24 protein-coding genes are annotated in these 24702 nt (G+C 72.0%); 12 read left to right on the top strand and 12 right to left on the bottom strand.

Annotated features, from left to right (window positions below; genetic code table 11):
• Positions 1 to 8: 8 nt before the first annotated feature.
• Both ACGFXC_RS22690 and ACGFXC_RS22685 read left to right on the top strand, forming a co-directional pair.
• Entirely contained in the window at positions 9 to 344 is a 336-nt protein-coding gene (locus ACGFXC_RS22690; protein ID WP_393715464.1) for a PLD nuclease N-terminal domain-containing protein, read from the top strand.
• 105 nt (positions 345 to 449) lie between these two features.
• Positions 450 to 1007 (top strand): hypothetical protein, encoded by a 558-nt coding sequence (locus ACGFXC_RS22685; RefSeq protein WP_393715462.1) that lies wholly within the window; start codon positions 450 to 452, stop codon positions 1005 to 1007.
• A 40-nt stretch (positions 1008 to 1047) separates the two neighbouring features.
• Here the strand turns inward: ACGFXC_RS22685 and ccsB are convergent, their stop codons facing one another.
• The 7 genes from ccsB to hemL all read right to left on the bottom strand — a co-directional run bounded on the left by ccsB (position 1048) and on the right by hemL (position 8815).
• Positions 1048 to 2130: a c-type cytochrome biogenesis protein CcsB gene (gene ccsB, locus ACGFXC_RS22680; protein WP_393715460.1), complete on the bottom strand. Its 1083-nt coding sequence runs from the start codon at positions 2128 to 2130 to the stop codon at positions 1048 to 1050.
• Entirely contained in the window at positions 2127 to 3857 is a 1731-nt protein-coding gene (locus ACGFXC_RS22675) for a cytochrome c biogenesis protein ResB (protein WP_393715458.1), read from the bottom strand. The genes ccsB and ACGFXC_RS22675 overlap by 4 nt, the downstream gene beginning before the upstream one ends.
• 14 nt (positions 3858 to 3871) lie before the next feature.
• On the bottom strand, positions 3872 to 4570 hold the full coding sequence (locus ACGFXC_RS22670) for a cytochrome c biogenesis CcdA family protein (protein WP_393715876.1): 699 nt from the start codon (positions 4568 to 4570) through the stop codon (positions 3872 to 3874).
• 82 nt (positions 4571 to 4652) lie between these two features.
• The gene (locus tag ACGFXC_RS22665) at positions 4653 to 5285 is read right to left on the bottom strand and encodes a TlpA family protein disulfide reductase (protein ID WP_393715456.1); all 633 of its coding nucleotides are present in this window, start codon (positions 5283 to 5285) and stop codon (positions 4653 to 4655) included.
• A gap of 86 nt (positions 5286 to 5371) precedes the next feature.
• Positions 5372 to 6595, bottom strand: a complete 1224-nt coding sequence (locus ACGFXC_RS22660; RefSeq protein ID WP_393715874.1) for a hypothetical protein — start codon at positions 6593 to 6595, stop codon at positions 5372 to 5374.
• A 226-nt stretch (positions 6596 to 6821) separates the two neighbouring features.
• Positions 6822 to 7496 carry a histidine phosphatase family protein gene (locus ACGFXC_RS22655; protein ID WP_393715455.1) on the bottom strand — a complete coding sequence of 225 codons (675 nt, stop codon included), beginning with the start codon at positions 7494 to 7496 and terminating at the stop codon, positions 6822 to 6824.
• On the bottom strand, positions 7493 to 8815 hold the full coding sequence (gene hemL, locus ACGFXC_RS22650) for a glutamate-1-semialdehyde 2,1-aminomutase (RefSeq protein ID WP_393715453.1): 1323 nt from the start codon (positions 8813 to 8815) through the stop codon (positions 7493 to 7495). Before hemL ends, ACGFXC_RS22655 begins: the two co-directional genes overlap by 4 nt.
• Before the next feature lie 133 nt (positions 8816 to 8948).
• Between hemL and ACGFXC_RS22645 the strand changes: the two genes are divergently transcribed.
• From ACGFXC_RS22645 to ACGFXC_RS22630, 4 genes are all read left to right on the top strand, one after another.
• Positions 8949 to 9569 carry a hypothetical protein gene (locus ACGFXC_RS22645; protein WP_393715451.1) on the top strand — a complete coding sequence of 207 codons (621 nt, stop codon included), beginning with the start codon at positions 8949 to 8951 and terminating at the stop codon, positions 9567 to 9569.
• Positions 9560 to 10069, top strand: coding sequence for a GNAT family N-acetyltransferase (locus ACGFXC_RS22640; RefSeq protein WP_393715872.1), 510 nt, complete (start codon positions 9560 to 9562; stop codon positions 10067 to 10069). Before ACGFXC_RS22645 ends, ACGFXC_RS22640 begins: the two co-directional genes overlap by 10 nt.
• Before the next feature lie 88 nt (positions 10070 to 10157).
• Positions 10158 to 10895, top strand: coding sequence for a Mut7-C RNAse domain-containing protein (locus ACGFXC_RS22635; RefSeq protein ID WP_393715449.1), 738 nt, complete (start codon positions 10158 to 10160; stop codon positions 10893 to 10895).
• A gap of 39 nt (positions 10896 to 10934) precedes the next feature.
• Entirely contained in the window at positions 10935 to 12545 is a 1611-nt protein-coding gene (locus ACGFXC_RS22630) for an FAD-dependent monooxygenase (protein ID WP_393715447.1), read from the top strand.
• Here the strand turns inward: ACGFXC_RS22630 and ACGFXC_RS22625 are convergent.
• Positions 12533 to 13000, bottom strand: a complete 468-nt coding sequence (locus ACGFXC_RS22625) for a hypothetical protein (RefSeq protein ID WP_393715445.1) — start codon at positions 12998 to 13000, stop codon at positions 12533 to 12535. The genes ACGFXC_RS22630 and ACGFXC_RS22625 overlap by 13 nt on opposite strands.
• Before the next feature lie 108 nt (positions 13001 to 13108).
• On the opposite strand from ACGFXC_RS22625, the gene ACGFXC_RS22620 reads away from it, so the two are divergent.
• Together ACGFXC_RS22620 and ACGFXC_RS22615 are read left to right on the top strand one after the other, a co-directional pair.
• Positions 13109 to 13441 (top strand): YnfA family protein, encoded by a 333-nt coding sequence (locus ACGFXC_RS22620; protein ID WP_393715443.1) that lies wholly within the window; start codon positions 13109 to 13111, stop codon positions 13439 to 13441.
• Between the two features lie 71 nt (positions 13442 to 13512).
• Positions 13513 to 14280 (top strand): SDR family NAD(P)-dependent oxidoreductase, encoded by a 768-nt coding sequence (locus ACGFXC_RS22615; protein WP_393715441.1) that lies wholly within the window; start codon positions 13513 to 13515, stop codon positions 14278 to 14280.
• 27 nt (positions 14281 to 14307) lie between these two features.
• On the opposite strand, the gene ACGFXC_RS22610 is transcribed toward ACGFXC_RS22615, so the two are convergent.
• Positions 14308 to 14982 (bottom strand): polysaccharide deacetylase family protein, encoded by a 675-nt coding sequence (locus ACGFXC_RS22610; protein WP_393715439.1) that lies wholly within the window; start codon positions 14980 to 14982, stop codon positions 14308 to 14310.
• A gap of 121 nt (positions 14983 to 15103) precedes the next feature.
• Positions 15104 to 16297, bottom strand: a complete 1194-nt coding sequence (locus ACGFXC_RS22605; protein WP_393715437.1) for an RtcB family protein — start codon at positions 16295 to 16297, stop codon at positions 15104 to 15106.
• Between the two features lie 187 nt (positions 16298 to 16484).
• On the opposite strand from ACGFXC_RS22605, the gene ACGFXC_RS22600 reads away from it, so the two are divergent.
• From ACGFXC_RS22600 to ACGFXC_RS22590, 3 genes are all read left to right on the top strand, one after another.
• Positions 16485 to 17408 carry a DUF3558 domain-containing protein gene (locus ACGFXC_RS22600; protein WP_393715436.1) on the top strand — a complete coding sequence of 308 codons (924 nt, stop codon included), beginning with the start codon at positions 16485 to 16487 and terminating at the stop codon, positions 17406 to 17408.
• 124 nt (positions 17409 to 17532) lie between these two features.
• Positions 17533 to 18348 carry a DUF3558 domain-containing protein gene (locus tag ACGFXC_RS22595; protein ID WP_393715434.1) on the top strand — a complete coding sequence of 272 codons (816 nt, stop codon included), beginning with the start codon at positions 17533 to 17535 and terminating at the stop codon, positions 18346 to 18348.
• A 92-nt stretch (positions 18349 to 18440) separates the two neighbouring features.
• Positions 18441 to 19805 (top strand): DUF2637 domain-containing protein, encoded by a 1365-nt coding sequence (locus ACGFXC_RS22590; RefSeq protein WP_393715432.1) that lies wholly within the window; start codon positions 18441 to 18443, stop codon positions 19803 to 19805.
• An 88-nt stretch (positions 19806 to 19893) separates the two neighbouring features.
• Here the strand turns inward: ACGFXC_RS22590 and lysS are convergent, their stop codons facing one another.
• A complete protein-coding gene (gene lysS / locus ACGFXC_RS22585) occupies positions 19894 to 21630 on the bottom strand; it encodes a lysine--tRNA ligase (protein WP_393715430.1) in 1737 nt (578 codons plus the stop codon).
• 87 nt (positions 21631 to 21717) lie between these two features.
• Positions 21718 to 22602, bottom strand: a complete 885-nt coding sequence (locus tag ACGFXC_RS22580) for a hypothetical protein (protein ID WP_393715429.1) — start codon at positions 22600 to 22602, stop codon at positions 21718 to 21720.
• A gap of 199 nt (positions 22603 to 22801) precedes the next feature.
• Here ACGFXC_RS22580 and argS point away from each other — a divergent pair, with 199 nt between their 5' ends.
• On the top strand, positions 22802 to 24571 hold the full coding sequence (argS, locus tag ACGFXC_RS22575) for an arginine--tRNA ligase (RefSeq protein WP_393715427.1): 1770 nt from the start codon (positions 22802 to 22804) through the stop codon (positions 24569 to 24571).
• Positions 24572 to 24702 lie beyond the last annotated feature (131 nt).

The raw sequence follows: 24702 nt of genomic DNA, 5'->3' as shown, positions 1-24702 counted from the left end.
CCCGCACCGTGCTGCGCTATCTGCCGTTCCTGCTCATCCTCGCGCTGACCATCTACACCTTCATCGACTGTCTGAACACCCCGGAGGAGGAGGTCAAGCACCTCCCGAAGGTGGTGTGGGTGATGGTCATCCTGCTGTTCTCGATCGTCGGGCCCGTGGTGTGGCTGTTCGCGGGCAAGAAGCGCACCGGCGTCGGCGGCGGACGCGCCGGCCGCGCCCAGTGGGTGGCCCCGGACGACAACCCGGAGTTCTTGAAGTCGCTGCGCGAGGAGCGCGAGCGGCGCGACGGCGAGAAGGACGGGGAGAAGGACGACGAGAAGGACGGGGACCGGGACAAGGACTGAGGCCCCGCTCCCGCTCCTCCTCCCCCTCGCCCCTTTCCCGCAACGCGGCAAAATGTGACGCAAAAGCCGATTGAACGCGTTCAAGTCGGCTGTCAGAATGTGCCCATGCGACTGTCACGGGCACCGTCACGGACACCCGCGCGGAGCGGGCCGCGGATCGTCGACACGATCCTGCGCAATCTCCTCGCCTACGGGGTGCTCGCCTGCGCCCTGCTCGCGATGACCGGCGGGAGCCCGCGGCACTACGCCGCTCCCCCCGTGCCCGCCGTCTACGACGCCGACCTCCACGAGATCGTCGGCACCTGGCGCTGCGTCGACGGCACCGCGATCGTCTTCCGCGCCGACGGCAGCGCCTCCGTCACCCTCCTCGACGGCCAGGAGGGCGACTACGCCGCCGGCTGGCGGCTCAGTGGCCCCGCCCGCTGGCGGCTCACCGACGACGGGGCCGCGGGCCGCAACTTCGGCCAGCACCTGCGCCTGGTCCTGCCCGCCGCGACCGGCACCGCCACCCGCGCCGGGACCGTCACCAAGGCGCCCGGCCGCTACTCCTGGACCTTCGAACTGCGCCGCGACTCCCGCAAGTCGCTGGAGCTGTACTTCTTCCTCGACAACGGGACCGGCCCCGGCCGGCGCACCGCCTACGTCCTGGAGAAGGACGCGTAGGCCGCGCGCCGGCCGGGGCCGGCCGGGTGTGGTCCCGCGGTCAGACGCCCGCGTACGAGTGCTTGCCGCTGAGCAGGATGTTCACGCCGTAGTAGTTCCAGATCCAGCAGGCGAAGGCGAACAGCGCCAGGTACGCCGCCTTGCGCCCCTTCCAGCCCGCCGTGGCCCGCGCGTGCAGGTAGCAGGCGTACGCCACCCACGTCACGAACGACCAGACCTCCTTGGGGTCCCAGCCCCAGTAGCGGCCCCAGGCGTCGCCCGCCCAGATCGCGCCCGCGACGATGGTGAACGTCCACAGCGGGAACACCGCCGCGTTGATGCGGTACGAGAACTTGTCGAGCGAGGCCGCCGAGGGCAGCCGCTCCATCACCGAGGAACGGAAGCGGCCCACGGTGCGGCCGGCCTCCAGGTGGCTCTCGTAGCTGTCGCGGAAGAGGTAGAGCACCGCGCCCGCCGCGCCGATGTAGAAGACCGCGCCGCAGAAGATGGCGGTGGAGACGTGGATCCACAGCCAGTACGAGTGCAGGGCCGGGACCAGCTGGTCACTGGCGGTGTAGAGCCAGGTCGTGGCGATGCCGAGGTCCAGCAGGACCGTCGTGATCAGGATCAGGCCGAGCCAGCGGACGTTCTTCTTCAGCGCCAGCAGGGCCAGGTACGCGCCGACCGCCACCGTCGAGAAGGTCACCGAGAACTCGTACATGTTGCCCCAGGGGGCCCGCTGCACCGACATGGCGCGGGAGACCACGCCCGCCGCCTCGATGAGGAACCCGAGGACCGTCAGCGAGACCGCGATGCGCCCGTACAGGTCGCCCTTCTCGGTGCCGCCCGCGGCTCCCGGGCCGTCCGGGACGTCCCGGGTGCCCGCGGCGGAGCGGGTGATGACCTGCGGCTTGTCCAGGACGGCCGTGCCGCCTCCCTTGGTCCGCACCTGCACGGCGGGCGCCGCGCCGGCCCGGCCCGCCGTCAGCGCGGCGGCCGTGCGGCCCACCTTGCTGCGGCTGCCGAAGACCCATTCGGTGATGTGCGCGAAGAAGGCGAGCGTGTAGACCGCCATCGACGCGTACACCAGCTTGTTGCTGAGATCAGCCAGGCTCTCGTTGGTCGCGGCCGCGAGCAGCGTCATGCGCGCTCTCCTTCGTGGGCTTCATCTTCGGAATCTTCGGATGCGGACTCGGGTACGGCGGCGGGCGCGGCGGGCGCCCGCTCGAACAGGGCGGCCGAGAGCGCCGACAGCTCCTGCGGCAGCTTCGCGGACTCGCTGCGGCCCAGGCCCGCCATCTCGACGACGGTCACGCCGTCCGCGCCGCGCACCGCGCGGACCCAGACCCGGCGGCGCTGGATGAACAGGGACGCGGCCAGACCGCCGATGGCGGCCACCGCGCCCGCCAGGGCCAGCCCGCTGGCGGGCTGGCGGGTGACGGAGAAGGTCGCCCAGCGCTCGATGCCCTCGAACTTGACGGTGCCCTCGCCGCCGGGCAGCTCCATGGCCTCGCCGGGCAGCAGCCGCTTCTTGAACAGCTGCCCGTCGGCGTCCTTGAACTCCTGGAGCTTGCTGGTGTTCAGCTGGTACACGTTCTGCGGCAGGCCCGAGTCGACGCCCAGGCTGCCGTGGTAGGCGCTCAGCGCGAGGACGGGGAAGTCCAGCGCCGGGAACTGCGAGAGCATCGTGCCCTTGCCCTCGCCCGCGAAGGTCGGCACGAACATGGCGTTGAAGCCGAGCTGTTCCTTGTCGCCGTTCTTGTTGCGGTAGCCGTCCGGGACCTTGACCGCGCCGGAGGAGCTGAGGTTCGCGTCGAAGGGCAGCATCGGCACGGCGTCCTTGAAGATCACCTTGCCGGCCGGGTCGGTCACCGAGATGACCGGCGCGTAGCCGTGGCCCAGCAGGAAGATCTTCGAGCCGTCGATCTCCAGCGGCTTGTTGACCTCGATCTCCGACTTGCGCGGCGCGCCGTGGGCGCCCTCGCTGTAGGTCACGTAGGCCTTGAAGTCGCGGGCGGTGCCCTTCTGCGGGCCGTTCTTCTCGTACGTCGCGTCGAACTTGTCCAGCGTGAACGAGAACGGCGGCAGGTCGTCCGGGGAGAAGAGGCTCCCGTACTTGAAGTCGTCGTACTGGGTGAGCGTGTTGGCGAAGCCCTTGCCGCGCAGGACGAGCTTGCCGCCCTCGGACTTGAAGAGCTGTCCGGCCGCGAAGGCCACCAGCATCACGATCAGGGCGATGTGGAAGGCCAGGTTCCCGGCCTCGCGCAGGTAGCCCTTCTCGGCGGCCACGGCGTTGCCGGAGGCCTCCGTACGGAAGCGGCGTCCGCGCAGCAGCGACTTCGCCGAGGCGAGCACCGCGTCGGGTTCCTCCGCCGTGCGCCACGTCGCGTACGCGGGCAGCCGGTCCAGGCGCCGGGGCGCACCCGGCGGGCGGCCGGTGAGCTGGCCGACGAACTGCCAGGTGCGCGGGACGATGCAGCCGATCAGCGACACGAAGAGCAGGATGTAGATCGCGGAGAACCACACCGAGCTGTAGACGTCGAAGAGCTGGAGCTTCTCGGCGACGGGGACCCAGAACTCGTGGGTCTTCTTCCAGTCCGCGACCTTCATCGCGTCGACCTGGTTCTGCGGGATGAGGGAGCCGGGGATGGATCCCAGGGAGAGCAGGAAGAGGAGGATCAGCGCCACCCGCATGGAGGTGAGCTGCCGCCAGAACCAGCGCGCCCAGCCGATCACCCCGATGCCGACGGGGGCGGTGGGCGAGTCCTCCACGGGAGCCGTGGAGAGCTGCGCGCCCGCCGCGGCGTCGGCCGCGTCGGCGGGATCGGGCTCGTGCGGCGCCTCGGTGGACGCCTTGTCGGTCGTACTCATGTGCCTGTAGTCCCTCAGATCCCCACCGTGAAGCCGTCGGTCCAGCTCTGCATGTCGGTGACGATGCTGGCCCACATTCCTGTGACGAGCAGCAGACCCGTCACGATCAGCATGCCGCCGCCGATGCGCATCACCCACGCATAGTGCTTCTTCACCCAGCCGAAAGCGCCGAGCGCCTTGCGGAACGCGATCGCGGCGAGGACGAACGGTACGCCGAGACCGAGGCAGTAGACGACGGTCAGCAGCGCGCCCCGGCCCGCGCTGGCCTGGTCGATGGACAGCGTCTGGACGGCGGCCAGCGTCGGACCCATGCAGGGGGTCCAGCCGACGCCGAACAGCGCGCCGAGCAGGGGCGCGCCGACCAGGCCGGCCGCGGGCTTCTTGTGGAAGCGCAGCTCGCGCATGGTCAGGCCCGGGATCAGCCCCATGAAGAAGAAGCCCATGACGATCACGAGACCGCCGAGGACGCGGGAGATGATCTCCTTGTTGTCCTGGAGCGAGGAGCCGAAGTAGCCGAACAGCGCGCCGGTGGAGACGAAGACCGCGGTGAAGCCGAGGATGAACAGGCCCGCGCCCGCCACCATCCGGCCGCGGCGCGCCTCGGCGAGGTCGGCCCCGCCGACTCCGGTCACGTAGGACAGGTAGCCGGGGACCAGCGGAAGCACGCAGGGCGAGAAGAACGAGACCAGTCCGGCGAGCAGGGCGATCGGCATGGCCAGCAGGAGTCCGCCGCTCAGGACGGTGCTGTTCACACCGGTCACTTCGGCGGCCAGGAGGTACGGGGCGACCACGAGGTCACTTCTCCGCGAGGAGCGGGTCGATCATCGAGCGCAGCTGTTCCTCGTTGACCGCGACGAGGGTGCGGGCGGCGATCTTGCCCTCCTTGTCGAGGACGATCGTGGAGGGGATGGACTGCGGGTTGAGCGTGCCCTTGGGGAAGCGGAGCATCAGCTTCCCGTCCGGGTCGAAGAGGCTCGGGTAGGTGATCCCGAAGTTCTCCTCGAAGCCGGCGGCGTTCTGCTTGCTGGTGTCGCGGGTGTTGAGACCGACGAAGGCGACGTCCTTGCCGCCGTCGGCCAGTTCCTTGGAGACCTTCGCGAAGTACGGCGCCTCGGCCCGGCACGGCGGGCACCAGGAGCCCCACACGTTGAGGACGACGACCTTGCCCTTGAGGGTGGTGGTGTCGAGGGTCTTGCCGTCGACGGTCTCGCCGTCCAGCTTGGGGGCGTCCGTGCGCTCGCCCCTGGCCACCGTGGAGATGCCGTTGGGGCCGGTCACGTAGCCGCCGGCGGACCCGGAGGCTTTGCTGCCGCTGTCCCCGTCGCCGCACGCCGAGAGGGTCAGGGCGCTCGCGAGGGTCACCGCGGTCAGCAGGATGGCGCGGCCGCTGGTCGAGCGGCGGCGTCGGGGGGCGCGGCTAAGGCTCATGTGAAAAGTTTCGCATGACCGATTTGCGGATCTTCCGCGCCCCCCGGAGGGCTGTTAAGGCGCTGGTCAGTACCGGTCGGCCGGGCTCAGGCCGCCGAGAGGTACGCCGCCCAGCCGCCGGCCGGGGCCTGACCGGGGGCCAGGGACCGCAGCCTGGCCAGCAGTTTCTGGTCCTGGACGTCCATCCAGTCGGTGAACTGACGGAAGGATACGAGGCGTACGTCCTTTTTGTCCGCCATGCCCTTGAGGGCCTCCTCGACGGCGTCCATGTAGATGCCGCCGTTCCAGTCCTCGAAGTGGTTGCCGATGAACAGGGGCGCCCGGTTGGTCTCGTAGGCGCGGCGGAAGCCGCCCAGGTAGGTGGCCGTGGCCTGCGAGCGCCAGGACGGGTAGTTGGCGGGCACGCCCCGGGTGGTGTTCTGCGACTGGTTGGCGAGGATGTTGTAGTCCATGCTCAGCACCTCGAACGAGTGCCCCGGGAAGGGCAGTGACTGGAGCGGCAGGTCCCAGACGCCCTCCTTCTTCACCGGCCACTGCTGCAGCCCGCCGGGCGAGCTGGAGTCGTAGCGCCAGCCGAGGCGGGCGGCGGCCGGCAGCAGGTTCTCCTGGCCGAGCAGACAGGGGGTGCGGGCCCCGGTCAGCTCCTTGCGGTAGTCGAAGGGGAGCGGTTCGAGGTCGGTGAAGCCGGTGTTGGTGCGCCACTCGGTGACGAACGACACGGCCTGGTCGATCTCGGACCGCCAGTCGGCCGCGCTCCAGTGGGCGACGGAACCGGAGCCGCCGCAGAAGTGGCCGTTGAAGTGGGTGCCCACCTCGTGGCCGTCGAGCCAGGCCTGCCGCACGAAGTGCAGCGTGTTGCGGACGTTCTCGTCCTTCAGGTACCCGATGTCGGAGGCTCCGACGGGATTGTTGGGCGGGTGGTAGAGGTCCCGCTTCGACTCCGGGAGCAGGTAGAGCCCGGAGAGGAAGAAGGTCATCGCCGCGCCGTGGTCCTTGGCCAGCTTGAGGAAGCGGGGGAAGAGGCCGTTGCCGATCTCCCCGGCGCCGTCCCAGCTGAAGACGACGAACTGCGGCGGTGTCTGACCGGGCTCCAGGGGCACGGGCCGGGGCGGCTGGTGCGGCTGGGGTCCGGTGTCGGAGGTGGAGCCGTCGCCGATCACGCGCGCCGGGGGTGGCGCGGTGGCGCCGCCATCGGTTATCGGACCGTGCTTGCCCGGCCCGGAACCGCCTCCGCCGGTACTGCAGCCCGCGATCCCCATCGCGGCGGCGGCACCGAGTCCGAGCACTCCCCTTCGACTGAAGTCGCGCACATCGCTCATGAAGCGTCATATAAACGGACAATCAGGCGGGATCGAACCGTCGACACGGCCGGAAGTGCACAACTTGTATGAAAAAAAGCCAATCCATGACCGGCCTTTGCCCCGGGACGGAGCGGGCCGGCCGGGCCGGGCTGGCCGGGCCGGGCGCTGGACAGGCCGCGGGCCCGGCCCCCCGGCGGGGGTCGGGCCCGTGCGCTGCCGGACGGGCCGGCGCGTCCTACGCCCCGAAGGCCTTCGACTTGCCCTTCACCGGCTTCGCCCCGGCCAGCAGGTGCGCCGGGACCAGGTCCCGGGCCGGCTCGCTGTAGCCCACCGACACCAGCTTGTCGCCCTGGTACGTGAACGACGTCAGCGAGGCCAGCGTGCACTGGCGGCGCCGCGGGTCGTGCCACAGCCGCCGCTTCTCCGCGAAGCTCCGCACGATCCAGATCGGCAGCTGGTGGCTGACCGCCACCGCCTCGTGCCCGCGCGCCGCGTCCCGCGCCGTCTCGATCGCGCTCATCATCCGTACGACCTGCTCGACGTACGGCTCGCCCCACGACGGCTTGAACGGGTTCGTCAGGTGCTTCCAGTTCGCGGGCTTGCGCAGCGCGCCGTCGCCGACGCCGAAGGTCTTGCCCTCGAAGACGTTGCCCGCCTCGATCAGCCGGCCGTCGGTCGCCAGCTCCAGGCCGTGCACCTTCGCGATCGGCGCGGCCGTCTCCTGCGCCCGCTCCAGCGGGGAGGCCACCACCTGCGTGACGTCGCGGTCCTGGAGGTGCTCGGCGACCCGGTCGGCCATCTGCCGGCCCAGCTCCGAGAGGTGGTATCCGGCCCGGCGCCCGTACAGCACCCCGTCCGGGTTGTGCACCTCTCCGTGCCGCATCAGGTGGACGACGGTGATGTCGCTCATGCGGTCGCCTCCGCGGCGGCTCGGGCGGCGGCGGGCAGCGCGGCCGCGACGCGCTCGACGGCGCGCTCGTCGTGGGCGGTGGACACGAACCAGGACTCGAACGCCGAAGGCGGCAGGTAGACGCCCTGCGCCAGCATCGAGTGGAAGAAGCCGTTGAAGCGGAAGGCTTCCTGCTTCTTCGCGTCGTCGTAGGTACGGACCTCGTCCTCGGTGAAGAACACCGAGAACATGTTGGAGGCGGTCTGCACCCGGTGCGCCACGCCCTCCTTGCTCAGCGCCGCCGTCACCAGGCCCTGGATCTCCCGCGAGACCGCGTCGACCTTCTCGTACGCCGCGTCGTCCAGCAGCCGCAGCTGCGCGAGACCGGCCGCGGTGGCGATCGGGTTCCCGGAGAGCGTGCCCGCCTGGTAGACCGGACCGGCCGGGGCCAGGTGGCCCATGACGTCCGCGCGGCCGCCGAAGGCCGCCGCCGGGAAGCCGCCGCCCATGACCTTGCCGAAGGTCATCAGGTCGGGCCTGACCCCGTCCACGCCGTACCAGCCGGCGCGGGAGGTACGGAATCCGGTCATCACCTCGTCGGAGATGTACAGCGCGCCGTTCTCCCGGCACACATCGGCCAGCCCCTGGTTGAAGCCCTCGCCCGGGGTGACCACGCCCATGTTTCCGGGGGCCGCCTCGGTGATGACGCAGGCGATCTCGCCGGGGTGCGCGGCGAACGCCGCCCGCACCGCTTCGAGGTCGTTGTAGGGGAGCACGATGGTGTCGGCGGCCGTCGCGCCGGTCACACCGGGGGTGTCCGGCAGGGCGAAGGTCGCCAGACCGGAACCGGCGGCGGCCAGCAGCGCGTCGACGTGACCGTGGTAGCAGCCGGCGAACTTGACGACCTTGGCACGGCCGGTGAAGCCGCGGGCCAGCCGGATCGCCGACATGGTCGCCTCGGTGCCCGAGGACACCAGGCGCACCTGCTCGACCGGCGCGACGCGGGCCACGATCTCCTCGGCGAGCGCGACCTCGCCCTCGCCGGGCGTGCCGAAGGACGTGCCGCGGGCGACCGCGGCCTGGACGGCCTCGATCACCTCGGGGTGGGAGTGGCCGAGAATCATCGGCCCCCACGAGCAGACGAGGTCGACGTACTCGCGCCCGTCGGCATCGGTCAGATAGGGACCGGTACCGGACACCATGAACCGGGGCGTACCGCCCACGGCACGGAAGGCGCGCACGGGAGAGTTCACGCCGCCGGGGGTCACGAGGGACGCGCGCTCGAAGAGCGTCTGCGAAACTGGGGCTTCATACGGGTACGGGTAGCTCACACCAGCCATGGTCTCAGAGGCCGCGACAGACTTGCGGACGGGCGTTTCACCGCGCCGCCGCGGGGGAGGTCACTGCCATGATGATCAGGCTGCGTGGCGGGGGCCGCGGGGCCGGGGCAGGCAATACCAGTCGGGTGGAGATATGCAACGCGGTGGTGGACCGGGCGAGGGCACGGACGGCCTGGACCCGCAGCGCGCCCGTGATGCCCGCGCCCGCCGCGGCAAGCACCGCCGCCGCGGAGCCGAGGCCGCCGATCCCGTACCGGGCCCGACCCGGACGCCCGACGGCAAGGACGGTGAGGACGGCCTCCCCAAGGGCCGCGGCATGGGAGTGACGTACAAGTACTTCGGCGCCCCCGACGGCGCCACGGCCGCGCGGGTCCCGCAGACCATGCGGCCGGAGGAGCTGGGCGGCGACGAGCTCGGCATGGGCGGCATGTTCACCAAGATCAAGCCGGAGACGGTCGCCGCGATGGTCCTGACCGGCATCGAGGGCATACCCCTGCACAAGGTGCCCCCGCTGGAACTGGTCGTGCTGCACCCCGACTACGCGGTGGTCAAGCTGCCGATGACGGTGGTCGACCCGCTGCGGGGCGTCGGCGAGGAGTCCGTCGGCGCGGCCGCCTTCATCTGGTCGACGGTCCCCGACCGCGGCGGACCCCGCGACGCCTTCAACGTCTACCAGCTGCTGCACGAGTGGCAGGACTTCTCCCACCGCCTCCACGAGGCCGGCCACCAGCCGTACTGTCTGGTCTGGCCGTGACCGGCGTACGCCTGTACCCCTGGTCCGCGGACGACTTCCCGGTGCTGCGGCGGTGCAACGCGCCGGAGATGACCACGCACCTCGGCGGGCCGGAGTCCGAGGAGAAGCTCGCCGCCCGCCAGCTGCGGTACGAGGCCCTGAGCGCGCGGGAGCCCGCCGCCGGACGGATGTTCCGGGTGGACCTGGGCCCGGAGACGGTCGGCTCGATCGGGTTCTGGGAACGGGAGTGGCGCGGCGGGCCGGTGTACGAGACCGGCTGGGCGGTGCTCCCGGAGTTCCAGGGCCGGGGCCTGGCGGCGGCCGCGCTGGCGGAACTCGTGGACCACGTCCGCGCCCACGGATCCCGCCGGTCCCTGCACGCCTTCCCGGGCACCGACCACCCGGCCTCGAACGCCGTCTGCCGCCGGGCCGGCTTCACCTGCCTGGGCCCGGTCGACTTCGAGTACCCCCCGGGCACGCCCCACCCCAGCAACGACTGGCACCTCCCCCTGACGCCCTGACCCGGCCCCGCCCGCCCAGCGGCAGCGCGGCCGCCGCGAGCGTCTAAATCGGCCGCGCCGGGCCGCCCCGCGATGGCATGCTGGGGCCGTGAACGGTCCCGGCATTCAGCTCACCCTCGCCCCCGAACTGCGCCTCTTCGCACCGCCCAGCCGGCGCGCGGACCGCGTACCGACCGCCACCGACGGCGCGTCCAGCATCGGCCACGTCGTCGAATCGGCCGGCGTCCCGCTCACCGAGGTCGGCCGCCTCCTCGTCGACGGCCACGAAGTGCCCGTGTCCTACGTGCCCCGAGCCGGCGAGTGCGTCGAGGTGTTCGGCGTGGACCGCCCCCAGCGCGTCCCCGAAGCGCCGCTGCGCTTCCTCCTCGACGTCCACCTCGGCACCCTCGCCCGCCGCCTGCGCCTCCTCGGCGTCGACGCCGCCTACGAGAACGAGGACATCGGCGACCCCGCCCTCGCCACCCGCTCCGCCGCCGAGCGCCGCGTCCTGCTCTCCCGCGACCGCGGCCTGCTGCGCCGCCGCGAGCTCTTCGCCGGCGCCTACGTCTACAGCGACAACCCCGACGAGCAACTCCGCGACGTGCTGGGCCGGTTCGCGCCCGCCCTCGCGCCCTGGACCCGCTGCACCGCCTGCAACGGCTCCTTGCGCGCCGCCGACAAGGACAGCGTCGGCGACCACCTCGAACACGGCACGCAGCGCTCCTACGACGTCTTCGCGCAGTGCGCCGACTGCGAGCGCGTCTACTGGCGGGGCGCCCACCACGCCCGCCTGGAGCGGATCGTGGACGAGGCCATGGCCGAATTCGGCGACGGCGCCGCCGCGTAACCCGCCCCCGGCGGGCCCCTGCTGGCAGACTCTGCCGACATGAGCGCCGCCGACGACACCAGGCCCGCACCAACGGCAGCAGCAACGGCATCAGCAACGGCATCAGCGACAGCGAGAACGGCAAGGGCGACCGGGGCGGACCGCGACGCCCAGGGCCTCCAGGACGTCGTCGACGTCGCGGTCGTCGGCGCGGGGCCCACCGGGCTCCTGCTCGCCGGTGACCTCGCCGCCGCCGGTCTCTCCGTCACCCTCGTCGAACGGCGCCCGCGGACGGCCGCCAACCTCACCCGCGCCTTCGCCGTGCACGCCCGCACCCTCGAACTGCTCGACGCCCGCGGCCTCGCCGACGAACTCGTCACCACCGGCCGCCGACTCGACCGCCTACGCCCCTTCGGTTCCACCGCTCTCAGCCTCCAACGCCTGCGCTCGCGCTATCCGTTCGTGCTCATCACCCCTCAATATGAGACAGAGAAACTCCTGGAGCGCCGCGCGCTGTCCACAGGTGTGCACATCCGGTACGACTGTCAGGTGACCGGCCTGCTCCAGGACCAGGACACCGTCACCCTCGACGTCCGCCCGGACGGCGCCGGAGCCGTCCGCCGCATCCACGCCCGCCACGTCGTCGGCGCCGACGGCGTCCGCTCCACCGTCCGCCAGACCCTCGGCCTGCCCTTCCCCGGCCAGGCCGTCGTCCGCTCCATGGTCCTCGCCGACGTCCGCCTCACCGACCCGCCCGAAGACCTCCTCGCCGTCGACGGCAACGCCGACGCCTTCGGCTTCCTCGTCCCCTTCGGCGACGGCTGGTACCGCGCCATCGGCTGGCGCCGCGACGGCCGCGCCGCCGACACCGACCCCGTCGCCCTCGACGAGCTGCGCGCCATCCTCCGCGACGCCCTCGGCACCGACCACGGCATGCACGACGCCCGCTGGATGTCCCGCTTCCACAGCGACGAGCGCCAGGTCCCCCACTACCGGGCGGGCCGCGTCTTCCTCGCGGGCGACGCCGCCCACGTCCACTCCCCCGCCGGCGGCCTCGGCATGAACACCGGCATCCAGGACGCCGCCAACCTCTCCTGGAAGCTCGCCGCCGTCCTGCACGGCCGCACTCCCGACCCCGAGGCCCTCCTCGACAGCTACCACCGCGAACGCCACCCCGTCGGGCGCACCGTCCTGCGCGTCAGCGGCGCCCTCGTGCGCGCCGTCATGGCCGACGGCCCCGCCCGCCGCGCCGCCCGCGGACTCGGCGCGAGCCTGCTGGCCCGCGTCGGCCCCGCCCAGGACCGCGCCCTCGGCATCGTCTCCGGCATCGGCCTCGCCTACCCGCCGCCGCCCGGCACCCACCGGCCGAGCCCCGCCGGCCGCCGCGCCCCCGACCTCGCCCTCGCCGGCGGGGAGCGGCTCTACGAGGCCCTGCGCACCGGCGGCTTCGTCCTCGTCACCCCGCGCGGCACGGCCGCCCCGCCCGGAGCCCCCCTCGCCCACCGGCACTGGGCCGCGGACACCCGTACCGCCTGCGTCCTCGTACGCCCCGACGGCTACATCGCCTGGAGCGCCCCGCGGGTCACCGACTCCGAGCTCGCCTCGGCCGTCTACGGCTGGCTGCTGCCCGCGGCCGGCCGCGACCCGGGGGCGCGGCCTCAGAAGGCGTAACCGTCACCCGTGTCCAGGGCCAGCACCACGTGCTCGTTGTTGCCGTGGTTGCGGTCGGTCGCGCCGCCGTTCCACCAGGTGTCGATGCGCACCACCGCCTCGGCCGGCCGCTCCCGCAGCGCCAGCGCCAGCCCGATGTGCCGCCCCCTGCCGTGTTCCGGCAGGGGGCCCGTCTCGCACACCACCTCGCGCTGCCCCGCCCGCGCGCAGCCCCGCGCCAGCTCCTGGCGGTCCGCGAGGTCCACGGACAGGCGCACCCGCACCGTGGCGTTCGCCAGCGCGGCCGGTCCCTCGTTCTCCGGCACCATCCACACCCTCAGCTGCCCGTGCCCCAAGGACACCCGCCCGTGGTAGGCCACGTCCGCCTCCGGACCGGCCCACGCCCCCGCCGGACCCGCCCCGGCCAGCACCAACAAGCCCGCCACCACCACACTGCGTACGGCACCACGGCGCACCGCCACCACCTCCTCGCGCGGACGCTAGGCCCCCCTCCCGCCCCCCGGTCGGACCATCACACGAAAGAGGGCGAGCCCGCCTCCATTCGCCTGCGTACGCTTTCGGCCATGCTCATCGCACGCTCCGCCGCCCTGTTCCTGCTCGCCGCCGTCCTGGAGATCGGCGGTGCCTGGCTGGTCTGGCAGGGCGTGCGCGAACACAAGGGCTGGGCCTGGATCGGCGCGGGCGTCATCGCCCTCGGCCTCTACGGATTCGTCGCCACCCTCCAGCCCCAGGGCGATTTCGCCCGCGTGCTGGCGGCCTACGGCGGTGTCTTCGTCGCCGGGTCCCTCGTCTGGGGCGCCGTCGCCGACGGCTACCGGCCCGACCGCTGGGACGTCACCGGCGCCCTCGTCTGCCTCGCCGGCATGGCCGTGATCATGTACGCGCCGCGCCGCTGACCGCACCTATGCTGGCGAGCATTCGCCCGTACGAACGAACGAGCCCCACGACCGAACGAGGAGCCCCGCCCATGAGCACGCGCCCGGCCACCCCCACCGCCGTAGTCACCGGCGCGAGCAGCGGAATCGGCGCGGCCACCGCCCGGCAGCTCGCCGCGGCCGGCTACCACGTCGTCCTCACCGCCCGCCGCAAGGACCGCATCGAGGCCTTGGCCGGCGACCTGACCGAAGCCGGTTACGAGGCCACCGCCCACGCCCTCGACGTCACCGACCGCGCCGCCGTGGACGCCTTCGCCGCGTCCCTCGAACGCTGTGACGTGCTGGTCAACAACGCCGGCGGGGCCATCGGCGCCGAGCCCGTCGCCACCGGCGACCCGGCCGACTGGCGCACGATGTACGAGGTCAACGTCATCGGCACCCTGCACGTCACCCAGGCGCTCCTGCCCGCCCTCACCGCGAGCGGCGACGGCACGGTGGTCGTCCTGTCCTCCACCGCCGGGCACTCCACCTACGAGGGGGGTGCCGGCTACGTCGCCGCCAAGAACGGCGCGCGCGTCCTCGCCGAGACCCTGCGCCTGGAGATCGTCGGCCAGCCCGTCCGCGTCATCGAGATCGCGCCCGGCATGGTCAAGACCGAGGAGTTCGCGAAGACCCGCTTCCGCGGCGACGCCGCCAAGGCCGAGAAGGTCTACGAGGGCGTCGCGGATCCCCTCTCCGCCGACGACGTGGCCGACACCATCACCTGGGCGGTCACCCGGCCCAGCCACGTCAACATCGACCTGCTCGTCGTCCGCCCCCGCGCCCAGGCCTCGAACACCAAGGTCCACCGCGAGGCGTAGCCCGGCCGGGCCCGCGCCCACGGGCTCCTACGGGACCAGCCCCGCCGCCTTCAGCTGCGGCATGAGGGCCGCCGGCTTCAGCCCGGCGGCCTTCGCCGCGTCCAGGGCGCGCCGGAGGTCCGCCGCCAGCGTCGGGGTGAAGTGCAGCAGCACGATGTCGCCGGGCTTCAGCTGCGGCGTCGGCGGCGGCTCGGTCCAGGTGGTGAAGTCGTACGTCCAGGTCACCAGCGCCTTCACCCCGCACGCCTTGGCCGCCGCCCGCACGGCGTCGTCGACGGCCCCGTACGGCGGCCGCAGCAGCCTCGGCTCCTTGCCGAAGACCGCGGCGAGCTGCTCCCCGGCCCCGCACACCTCGGCGTCCTTCCCGGCGGCGTCCAGGGTGGTCAGGTCCGGGTGGCTGACGGTGTGGTTCTCCACCGTCGCCCGGCCCGCTCCGGTCAGCTCGGTGAAGTACGGGGCGTCGTACGAGGTCGCGCCGGGCAGCAGGAACAGCGACGCCGGCACCCGCTTGTCGAGCAGGATCCGGGCGGCCTCGGGGTCGTGGTTCCAGCCGTCGTCGATGGTGATGAAGACGACCTTGTCCTGGGTCGGCACGTGCGACACGACGGGCGGCAGCCCCACCCCGGCCCGGGCCGGACCGGCGACCCCGAAGGCGAGCGACAGCGACGCGAGCGCGGCGAGGGCCACGCGAGATCTCCTCATGGCGCCACCCTGGTCTAGACCAACTCCGCACGTCAACCCCCGTACGGGAAAGCCCTGTTGGCCACCAAGCACGGGGGCCCGGACCGCGCCCGACGCGCGCGGTCCGGGCCCCTCCCCCGGCTCAGCCCTTGACGCAGATGACCTGCTTCAGCTTCGCCACGACCTTGACGAGGTCGGTCTGCTGGTCGATGACCTGCTCGATCGACTTGTAGGCGGCCGGGATCTCGTCCACGACACCGGCGTCCTTGCGGCACTCCACGCCCTGCGTCTGCTCCGCCAGATCGCGCGCCGAGAAGCGCTTCTTCGCCGCCGTGCGGCTCATCTTGCGGCCCGCGCCGTGCGAGGCGGAGTTGAAGGACTTCTCGTTGCCGAGGCCCTTGACGATGTACGACCCGGTCCCCATCGATCCGGGGATGATCCCGTAGTCACCGCTGCCGGCGCGGATCGCGCCCTTCCTGGTGACCAGCAGGTCCATCCCGTCGTACCGCTCCTGCGCCACGTAGTTGTGGTGACAGCTGATCTCCCGCTCGAAGGAGACCTTGGCCTTGCGGAACTCCTTGCGGACGACCTCCTTGAAGAGGCTCATCATCGCCGCGCGGTTGAACTTCGCGTACTCCTGCGCCCAGAAGAGGTCGTTGCGGTAGGCGTCCATCTCCGGCGTCGCGGCGAGGAACACCGCCAGGTCACGGTCGACCAGGTCCTGGTTGTGCGCCAGCCCCCGGGCCACGCCGATGTGGTGCGCGGCGAGCTCGTTGCCGATGTTGCGGGAGCCGGAGTGCAGCATCAGCCAGACCGCGCCCGCCTCGTCGAGACAGAACTCGATGAAGTGGTTGCCCGAACCGAGCGTTCCGATCTGCTTGGTGGCCCGCTCCTGCCGGAACTTGACCGCGTCCGTGAGGTGGTCGAAGCGCTTCCAGAGGTCCTCGTACCCCTGCACCGAGAACCCGTACAGCCGTGCCGGATCCACCGCCTCCTTGTGCAGGCCGGCCCCCACCGGGATGGCCTGCTCGATGCGGGAGCGGAGCTTCGAGAGGTCGCCCGGGAGGTCGTTCGCCGTCAGGGAGGTCTTCACCGCCGACATGCCGCAGCCGATGTCGACCCCGACCGCCGCCGGGCAGACGGCGTCCTTCATCGCGATCACCGAGCCGACCGTGGCGCCCTTGCCGTAGTGGACGTCCGGCATGACGGCAAGACCCTTGATCCACGGCAGGCCCGCCGTGTTCTGCAACTGCCGCATCGCGCTGTCCTCGACCGACGCCGGATCGGTCCACATCCGGATCGGGACCTTGGCCCCGGGTACCTCGATATACGACATATGGTGTCAATCCCCCGGAAACCAAAGAAAGTCAGAGAAAACTCGGAATACGCAAAAAGCCTCGCTCATCGCCCCAAAGCAGTCAGGGAACCGGCGCCGGCACCAGCGTGTGCGATAGACATTGTGTCCATCCCTGCCCAAGTCGCGGCAACGGATTTTCCCAAGGGAACCAAGGGAGCCAGTGGACGTGGAGCGCAAGGCGGTACGCCGACGGGTCCTGCCCGGCATCGCGATGGTCACCGCCCTCGCGGCCGCGGTGACCGGCCTCGCCGGGTGCACCGACGGCGGCGGCATCGGGATGACCAGCGACCAGAAGGGCGGCGGGAGCAGCCCCGCCCCCGCCCAGCCGGGCAAGTACCGCAGCCTGCCCCAGGCCTGCAAGGCCGCCGACCCCAAGCGGCTCAAGGCCATGCTCCCGGCGGCCGACTCCCTCACCACCGAACAGCGCGAGCAGCTCTACGCCGGGACCGCGGACCCCTCCTTCGACGGTGACCGGCACGTCGGCTGCCACTGGAGCGCGCAGGCGCCCGAGGGGACCCTGCTGCTGTCGGTCGTCTTCGAGCGCGTGGTCTCCTACGACCGGGGCGCCGCGAGCGACGACGACAAGGCGCACAAGGTGTTCGTGCGCCGCCTGACGGACGCCCACCTGCCCTTCCCCGGGCCGGCGAGCACCCCGAGCGGCTCCCCGGCCGGCTCCCCCGGCGGCGCCCCGGCGGCGCCGTCCGCCCCGTCGGCCACCCCGTCGGCCACCCCGTCGAACGCCGCGAACCCGGCGAGCCCGGCCGCGAACCCGGCCGCCAGCCCTGCCACCGAGAACCCCGCGGCGCCGTCCGCATCCGCCTCCCCCTCCCCCAGCACCCCGCCCGAGCTCGGCTCGCGCGTGCTGGAGGGGCTCGGCAACGAGGCGTACCTCGACGACAAGCTGAGCGCGGCCGGGGCGACCGCCGCCCAGTCGCGCACGGTGCGGATCGTCTTCCGCACCTCGAACGTCCTCGTCACCGTCGAGTACAGCGTCCAGCCCTCCGCGCCCGGAACAGTCCCCTCAAGTGCGCAAACGCAGGAAGAGGCGAACCAGTTGGCGGAGGCCCTGGCCGAGCGCTTCAACGAGTGAGCGCCCCCGTCGCGAGGGGGCCCGCGGGCCCTCCGTGACGGCGCGCACAGCAGCGGGGCGCCCTGTCGGGCTACCGTTGCCCGGGTCCCGCGCCCGCAAGAAGATCCCTACGTCTGAAGGAACCATGCACCGATCAGCCTCGCGTCTCACCCGTGTCCTCGCCTGCGCAGCCGTCGTCCCGGTGGTCCTCGCCGCCGCCGGCTGCTCGTCCGACTCGGAGAAGTCCTCGGGCTCGGCCTCCGGCAAGAAGCCCTCGGCGTCCGCCTCGGCCAAGACGAACCAGAAGGCCCCGGCCGAGCTGGAGAAGGTGGCGTTCGCGAAGCTGCCCGACCCCTGCAAGGCGATCGCGGCGAAGTCCATAGAATCCTTCGTCCCCGAGGCGAAGGAGAAGAACGGCACCGCCGCGAAGTCCAACGACCTCGCCAACCGCGCCAGCTGCTCCTGGAACGGCCTGCAGACGGACGGCACCAAGGGCTCGCAGTACCGCTGGCTGTCCGTCTCCCTGGTGCGCTACGACTCGCACGCCACGCTCGGCAGCGGCGACAAGCGCGCGCAGGAGCAGTACACGAAGCAGATCGAGGCGGCGAAGTCCGCCGAGGGCGCGCACGACGTCAAGGTGGAGCAGGCCGGCGGGATCGGCGACCAGGGCTCCTCGGTCGTCTACGGCGTGAAGAAGGACGTGGACTTCTTCAACACCACCGTGGTGGTCCGCACCCACAACGTGGTCATCACGCTCGACTACAACGGCGCGGCGTACGAGGGCGCCGGCGCCCCCGACCAGGCCAAGCTGCTCCAGGACGCCGTCGCGGCGGCCCGGGAGACCGTGACCTCGGTCGACTCCGCCAACAAGGGGGACGCCGCCCCCGAGCAGGCCCCCTCCGCTTCCGCTTCGCCTTCCGGTTCGGCCTCGCCCTCGGGTTCCGCTTCCCCGCAGCAGTAGGCAACGGTCGGTAAGGGGCCCTACGGAACGGGTGACGCGCTGTCACCCGTACTCTGTGCCTGCCGTAGCTCGACAAGGGGAGGGGACCGCCAGTGGCCGCGATGCAGCTGACTCGTACGCACCGGATACTCATCGGTGTCGTGGTCGCCGGTGCCGTGGTCATCGCGGGCATCGGCTTCGCGGGATCGTACGCCGCGGTGCGGGCACTGGCGCTGAAGAAGGGCTTCGGCAGCTTCTCTCTGGTGTTCCCCATCGGCATCGACATGGGCATCTGCGTGCTGCTGGCGCTGGACCTGCTGCTCACGTGGATCCGGATCCCCTTCCCCCTGCTGCGCCAGACGGCCTGGCTGCTGACCGCGGCCACGATCGCGTTCAACGGCGCGGCCGCGTGGCCGGACCCGCTGGGCGTGGGCATGCACGCCGTGATCCCGGTCCTGTTCGTGGTCACGGTCGAGGCGGCCCGGCACGCGGTCGGCCGGATCGCGGACATCACCGCGGACCGGCACATGGAGGGCGTGCGCATCACGCGCTGGCTGCTCTCGCCCGTACCCACCTTCAAGCTGTGGCGCCGGATGAAGCTGTGGGAGCTGCGCTCGTACGAGCAGGCGGTCGGCATGGAGCAGGACCGGCTGATCTACCAGGCGCGGCTCCAGGCGCGCTTCGGGCGGGCGTGGCGGCGCAAGGCCCCGGTGGAGGCGCTGATGCCGCTGCGGCTGGCGCGGATCGGCGTCCCGCTGTCCCAGACGGCCCCCGAGGGGCTGGCGGCGGCGGGCATCGACCCGGTGCTGCTGCCCCCGGCGGCCGCGACGGCCCCCGCCCTGGAGGCGGCGGCCGCCGTCCCCGGGGACCCCGCGGCGCAGCCCGCCCGCGCGGCCGGGGACGCGGCGGCCACGCTCCCCGCCCCGGGTCCGGTGACGGTCCCGGTTCCGGTGACGCACGCCCCGCCGCCCTTCGCGGTGGATCCGACGGCGATGCCCGCGGCGCACGACAGCGCCTGGTTCGCGGCGCCGCTGGCCCCGCAGGCGGCGTACGAGGGCGGCTACAACCCGCAGTACGTGGAGGGTCTGGAGCCGACCCCGGTCATGGCCCCGGCCGGCCCCGAGCAGGACCCGCAGCAGCAGCCGCAGCCCGGCCCGCAGCCGGTGCAGGAGCAGCTCCCGGCCCCCCGCGACGGGGCGGACGCCCGGTCCGAACCCCAGCCACGGCCCGAGGCCCAGCCCGAGGCCGCCGGCGTCGTGTCCGACATCGACGAGGCGAAGTTCACGGAAGCGGCGTACGAGGTCTTCCGGACCTACATCGAGGAGAACGGCAAGGTGCCGAGCCCCGAGCAGGTCGACATATACCTCTCGGACCGGCACGGGATCACGCACCCGCTCGCCTTCCGGACGATCAGCCGGCTGATGCCCGAGCTGAAGCAGCGCTACCAGCGCGACCTGGAGAACGAGCACATCTCGTAACCGGCCGCCCGCCCCGCACGGCGGAAGGGCCCGCACCCCCGAGGGGTGCGGGCCCTTCCGCACAGGCTCGGGCGTACCCGCGGGCGGCTCAGACGGCGAGCAGCGCGCGCACCCGGTCCGCGCCCACGGCGAGGAGCAGGGTGGGCAGGCGCGGGCCGGTCTCCCGGGTCACGAGCAGGCGGTAGAGCAGGGCGAAGAACTCGCGCTGGGCGACCTTCAGCTCCGGCGTCGGCTTGGCGTCCGGCTCCAGGCCCGCCATCACCTTCGGCACGCCGTAGACGAGGGTGGTCAGCCCGTCGAGGGACCAGTGCGAGTCGAGACCCTCCAGGAGCAGCCGCAGGGACTCGCGGCCGGACTCGTCGAGGGAGGACAGCAGCTCGGTGTCGGCGTCCTCGCGCACGAGGGTGCGCTGGTCGGCCGGTACCTGACTGGTGATCCAGTTCTCGGCGCGGTCCAGGCGCGGGCGGACCTCGTCGAGGGAGGTCAGCGGCTGCGTCGGGTCCAGGTCGGCCAGGATGCGCAGGGTCTGCTCGTCGTGCCCGGCGGTGATGTCGACGACCGACGCGAGCGTGCGGTAGGGCAGCGGACGCGGGGTGCGCGGGAGTTCGTGCGAGGCGACGCGGACGGCGCGGGCGTGCGCGGCGGCGTCGGCCGGCAGCACGGAGCCGTCGGCGACCTTGCCCTCCAGCTTGTCCCACTCGTCGTACAGCCGCTGGATCTCCTGGTCGAAGGCGATCTTGAAGGACTGGTTGGGGCGGCGGCGGGCGTAGAGCCAGCGCAGCAGCTGAGGCTCCATGATCTTCAGCGCGTCGGAGGGGGTGGGCACCCCGCCCTTGCTGGAGGACATCTTGGCCATGCCGCTGATGCCGACGAACGCGTACATCGGGCCGATCGGCTGCTCGCCGCCGAAGATGTGCACGATCTGGCCGCCGACCTGGAAGGACGAGCCGGGCGAGGAGTGGTCGACGCCGGAAGGCTCGAAGACCACGCCCTCGAAGGCCCAGCGCATCGGCCAGTCGACCTTCCAGACCAGCTTGCCGCGGTTGAACTCGGAGAGCTTGACCGTCTCGGTGAACTCGTCCTCGGCGCAGACGTAGGTCAGCTCGGTGGTCTCGTCGTCGTACGCGGTGACCTTGGTGAAGTCCTTGCCGCACCGGCCGCAGTACGGCTTGTACGGGAAGTACCCGCCCTCGGCGCTGCTGCCGTCGTCCTCGGCGGCCGCCCCGGAGCCCTCGGCGGCCTCCAGCTCGGCCTCGTCGACCTGCTTCTGCTGGGGCTTCTTGCCGCCCGGCTTCTGCTTGGTGCGGTACTGGTCCAGGACGGCGTCGATGTCACCGCGGTGCTTCATCGCGTGCAGGACCTGCTCGCGGTAGACGCCGGAGGTGTACTGCTCGGTCTGGCTGATGGGGTCGTAGTCGACGCCCATCTCGGCCAGCGCCTCGACCATGGCGGCCTTGAAGTGCTCGGCCCAGTTCGGGTACGCGGACCCGGCCGGGGCGGGCACCGAGGTCAGCGGCTTGCCGATGTGCTCCGCCCAGGACCCGTCGATCCCGGGGACGCCGGCCGGGACCTTGCGGTAGCGGTCGTAGTCGTCCCAGGAGATGAGGTGGCGGACCTCGATGCCCCGGCGGCGGATCTCGTCCGCGACCAGGTGCGGGGTCATGACCTCGCGCAGGTTGCCGAGGTGGATGGGGCCGGACGGGGAGAGTCCGGACGCGACGACGACGGCTTTGCCCGGGGCTCGGCGCTCCGCCTCGGCGATGACCTCGTCCGCGAAACGGGAGACCCAGTCGGTCTCTGTGCTGCTCTGGGCGCTCTGAGCCACGACACGTCCTTCTATCTCGAATGCTGGCTTGGGCCATTCTCCCAGACGGAAGGAGGCCCTCCGGGGTTGCCCGGGCGCCGGCACCCGTCAGCTGTTCTGGTAGTTCTCGAAGTGCGCGTGGGTCAGCCGGTACTCGCCGCCCTCACGGGTCATGCCGATGGTCCACTGGCGGCCGGCGGCGTCCGGCACCCGGCAGTTCTGCCCGAAGACCGCCGTGCGCGCCGCGTACATGTCGATCGCCGCGTCGCAGGCGGCCTGGAGCGTCTGGAGGTATTCCAGCGGGGTGTAGCGGCGGACGTTCGAGAAGAAGACCGCCGTCTGTTCCTTGCGGGAGCGCTGGTACTCGAAGAAGTGCCGCACCGCGCTGTCGCCCTGGTCGCTGAAGTAGCAGGACCGCCCGCGCGGCGTCGAGAACCGCAGCCCGCGGGCCATGCGCGCGGCCACCTCGTCCGCCGTCGGCTCCTCCGGGTCGGCGGGGCGCTGCGGCGCGGAGCCGGCCGCCGGGCGCGCGGTCTGGGCCGGCACGCGGGCGGGCTCGTCCTCGTCGGACTCCTCCCAGCGGCCGGTCGCCGGCTCCTCCATGTCGGCGTCCTCAGCCTCCGCCGACGAGGAGGACGCGGACGGGGCGGTGGTGGTGGTGACGGTGGTCGTGACGACGGGCACGGCCGGGCGGGCGGCCCCGGCGGCGGCGCGCACCTCCCGGGCGATCTCCACCACGGCGAGCAGGACGGGCCTGCCGCCGATCCGGACGGCGAGGACCATCCGGCCGCGCTGCCGCAGGCCGCAGAGCCGGCCCGCGTCGATGTGCTCCGGCCCGCCGGAGCCCACCGACACGGCCAGCGGGACGTGCAGCGTGGGGTCCACGCCGTGGATGACGGTGTCCAGGAGTTCCCCGGAGGGCGTCGCGTAGTAGGTCCGCAGCTGTTCGCCCGAGAGGTCCACGTAACTGCCGCCCACCGACATCTCCGCCATGTCCCCCACCCTTCGACCGGCCGTCACATCGCGGCGGAGCCTATCCGCCGGACACCGGCCGCGGCGGCCGAACCGGGAATCCGGCGCGGGCCCGCGGTCCGGGCGGCGGCGGGCCGCCGACGCCGGAAATCCCGGAATGCGGACAGGCCCACCGTGGGATACTCGACGGGCATCAACCGACTCACAGGAACGGCAGCTCATGGCCTCGGTCCCTTCCCTCGCTTCCTCCGTCGAACAGCGCGTCTCGGACGCCCTCGCCTCCGCCCTGCCGGAGGCCGGTGCGACCGACCCGCTGCTGCGACGAAGCGACCGGGCCGACTTCCAGGCCAACGGCATCCTGGCGCTCGCGAAGAAGGCGAAGGCGAACCCGCGCGAGCTGGCGACGACCGTGGTCGAGGGCATCCCGACCGGTGACCTGATCCAGGAGATCGAGGTCTCCGGCCCCGGCTTCCTCAACATCACGGTCACCGACCGGGCGATCATCGAGACCCTGGCCGCCCGCGCCGGGGACGACCGCCTCGGCGTCGCGCTGTCGCCGTCGGCCGGCACCACGGTGATCGACTACGCGCAGCCGAACGTCGCCAAGGAGATGCACGTCGGCCACCTGCGGTCCGCCGTCATCGGCGCGGCGATGGTGGAGATCCTGGAGTTCACGGGCGAGAAGGTGGTCCGCCGCCACCACATCGGCGACTGGGGCACCCAGTTCGGCATGCTGATCCAGTACCTGCTGGAGCACCCGCACGAGCTGGACCACAAGGGCGCCTCCGCCGACGGGGAGGTCTCCGGCGAGGAGGCCATGTCGAACCTGAACCGGCTCTACAAGGCCTCGCGCGCGCTCTTCGACTCCGACGAGGAGTTCAAGACGCGGGCCCGGGCCCGGGTGGTGGACCTCCAGGCGGGCGAGCCGGAGACCCTCGCGCTGTGGCAGCGGTTCGTGGACGAGTCGAAGATCTACTTCTACTCCGTCTTCAACAAGCTGGACATGGACATCCAGGACCCGGACGTGGTCGGCGAGTCCGGCTACAACGACATGCTGACGGAGACCTGCAAGCTGCTGGAGGACTCGGGCGTCGCCGTCCGCTCCAACGGCGCGCTGTGCGTGTTCTTCGACGAGTACAAGGGCCCGGACGGCAACCCGACCCCGCTGATCGTGCAGAAGTCGGACGGCGGCTTCGGCTACGCGGCCACCGACCTGTCCGCGATCCGCGACCGCGTCGGCAATCTGCAGGCCGACACCCTCATCTACGTGGTGGACGCGCGGCAGGCGCTGCACTTCAAGATGGTCTTCGAGACGGCCCGCCGGGCCGGCTGGCTGAACGAGGACGTCAAGGCCGTCCAGCTGGCCTTCGGCACGGTCCTCGGCAAGGACGGCAAGCCGTTCAAGACCCGTGAGGGCGAGACGGTCCGGCTGGTGGACCTGCTGGACGAGGCGATCGAGCGTGCGGCGGCCGTCGTGCGAGAGAAGGCACAGGACCTGTCCGAGGCCGAGATCGGCGAGCGCGCGGTGCAGGTCGGCATCGGCGCGGTGAAGTACGCCGACCTGTCGACCTCGGCCGCGCGCGACTACAAGTTCGACCTGGACCAGATGGTCTCGCTGACCGGCGACACCTCCGTGTACCTCCAGTACGCGTACGCCCGGATCCAGTCGATCCTGCGCAAGGCCGGTTCCGCGAAGCCCGTCGCCCACCCGGAACTGGCCCTCGCGCCCGCCGAACGCGCGCTGGGTCTGCACCTGGACCACTTCGGCGAGCTCGTGACGGAGGCGGCGGCGGAGTACGCGCCGCACAAGCTGGCGGCGTACCTCTACCAGGTGGCGTCGCTGTACACGACCTTCTACTCGGAGTGCCCGGTCCTCAAGGCCGAGACCCCCGCCCAGGTCGAGAACCGCCTGTTCCTGTGCGAGCTCACCGCCCGCACCCTCTCCAAGGGCATGTCCCTCCTCGGCATCCGCACCCCCGAGAAGCTCTGACGGCGTCACGACGGCGTCACGACGGCCCCCGGCGCACCCGCGCGCCGGGGGCCGCCGCCTTGTCCACCCCCGGAGTTCACCCGTACGGGCGGATTCCGGGGGTGGGGGCCGGGTAGGGGACGGCCCGTCCT

The sequence above is a fragment of the Streptomyces sp. NPDC048507 genome (genome assembly GCF_043199995.1).
In the GTDB taxonomy this organism is placed as follows: Bacteria; Actinomycetota; Actinomycetes; order Streptomycetales; family Streptomycetaceae; genus Streptomyces.
This window is presented reverse-complemented; position numbering and strand designations above follow the sequence as displayed.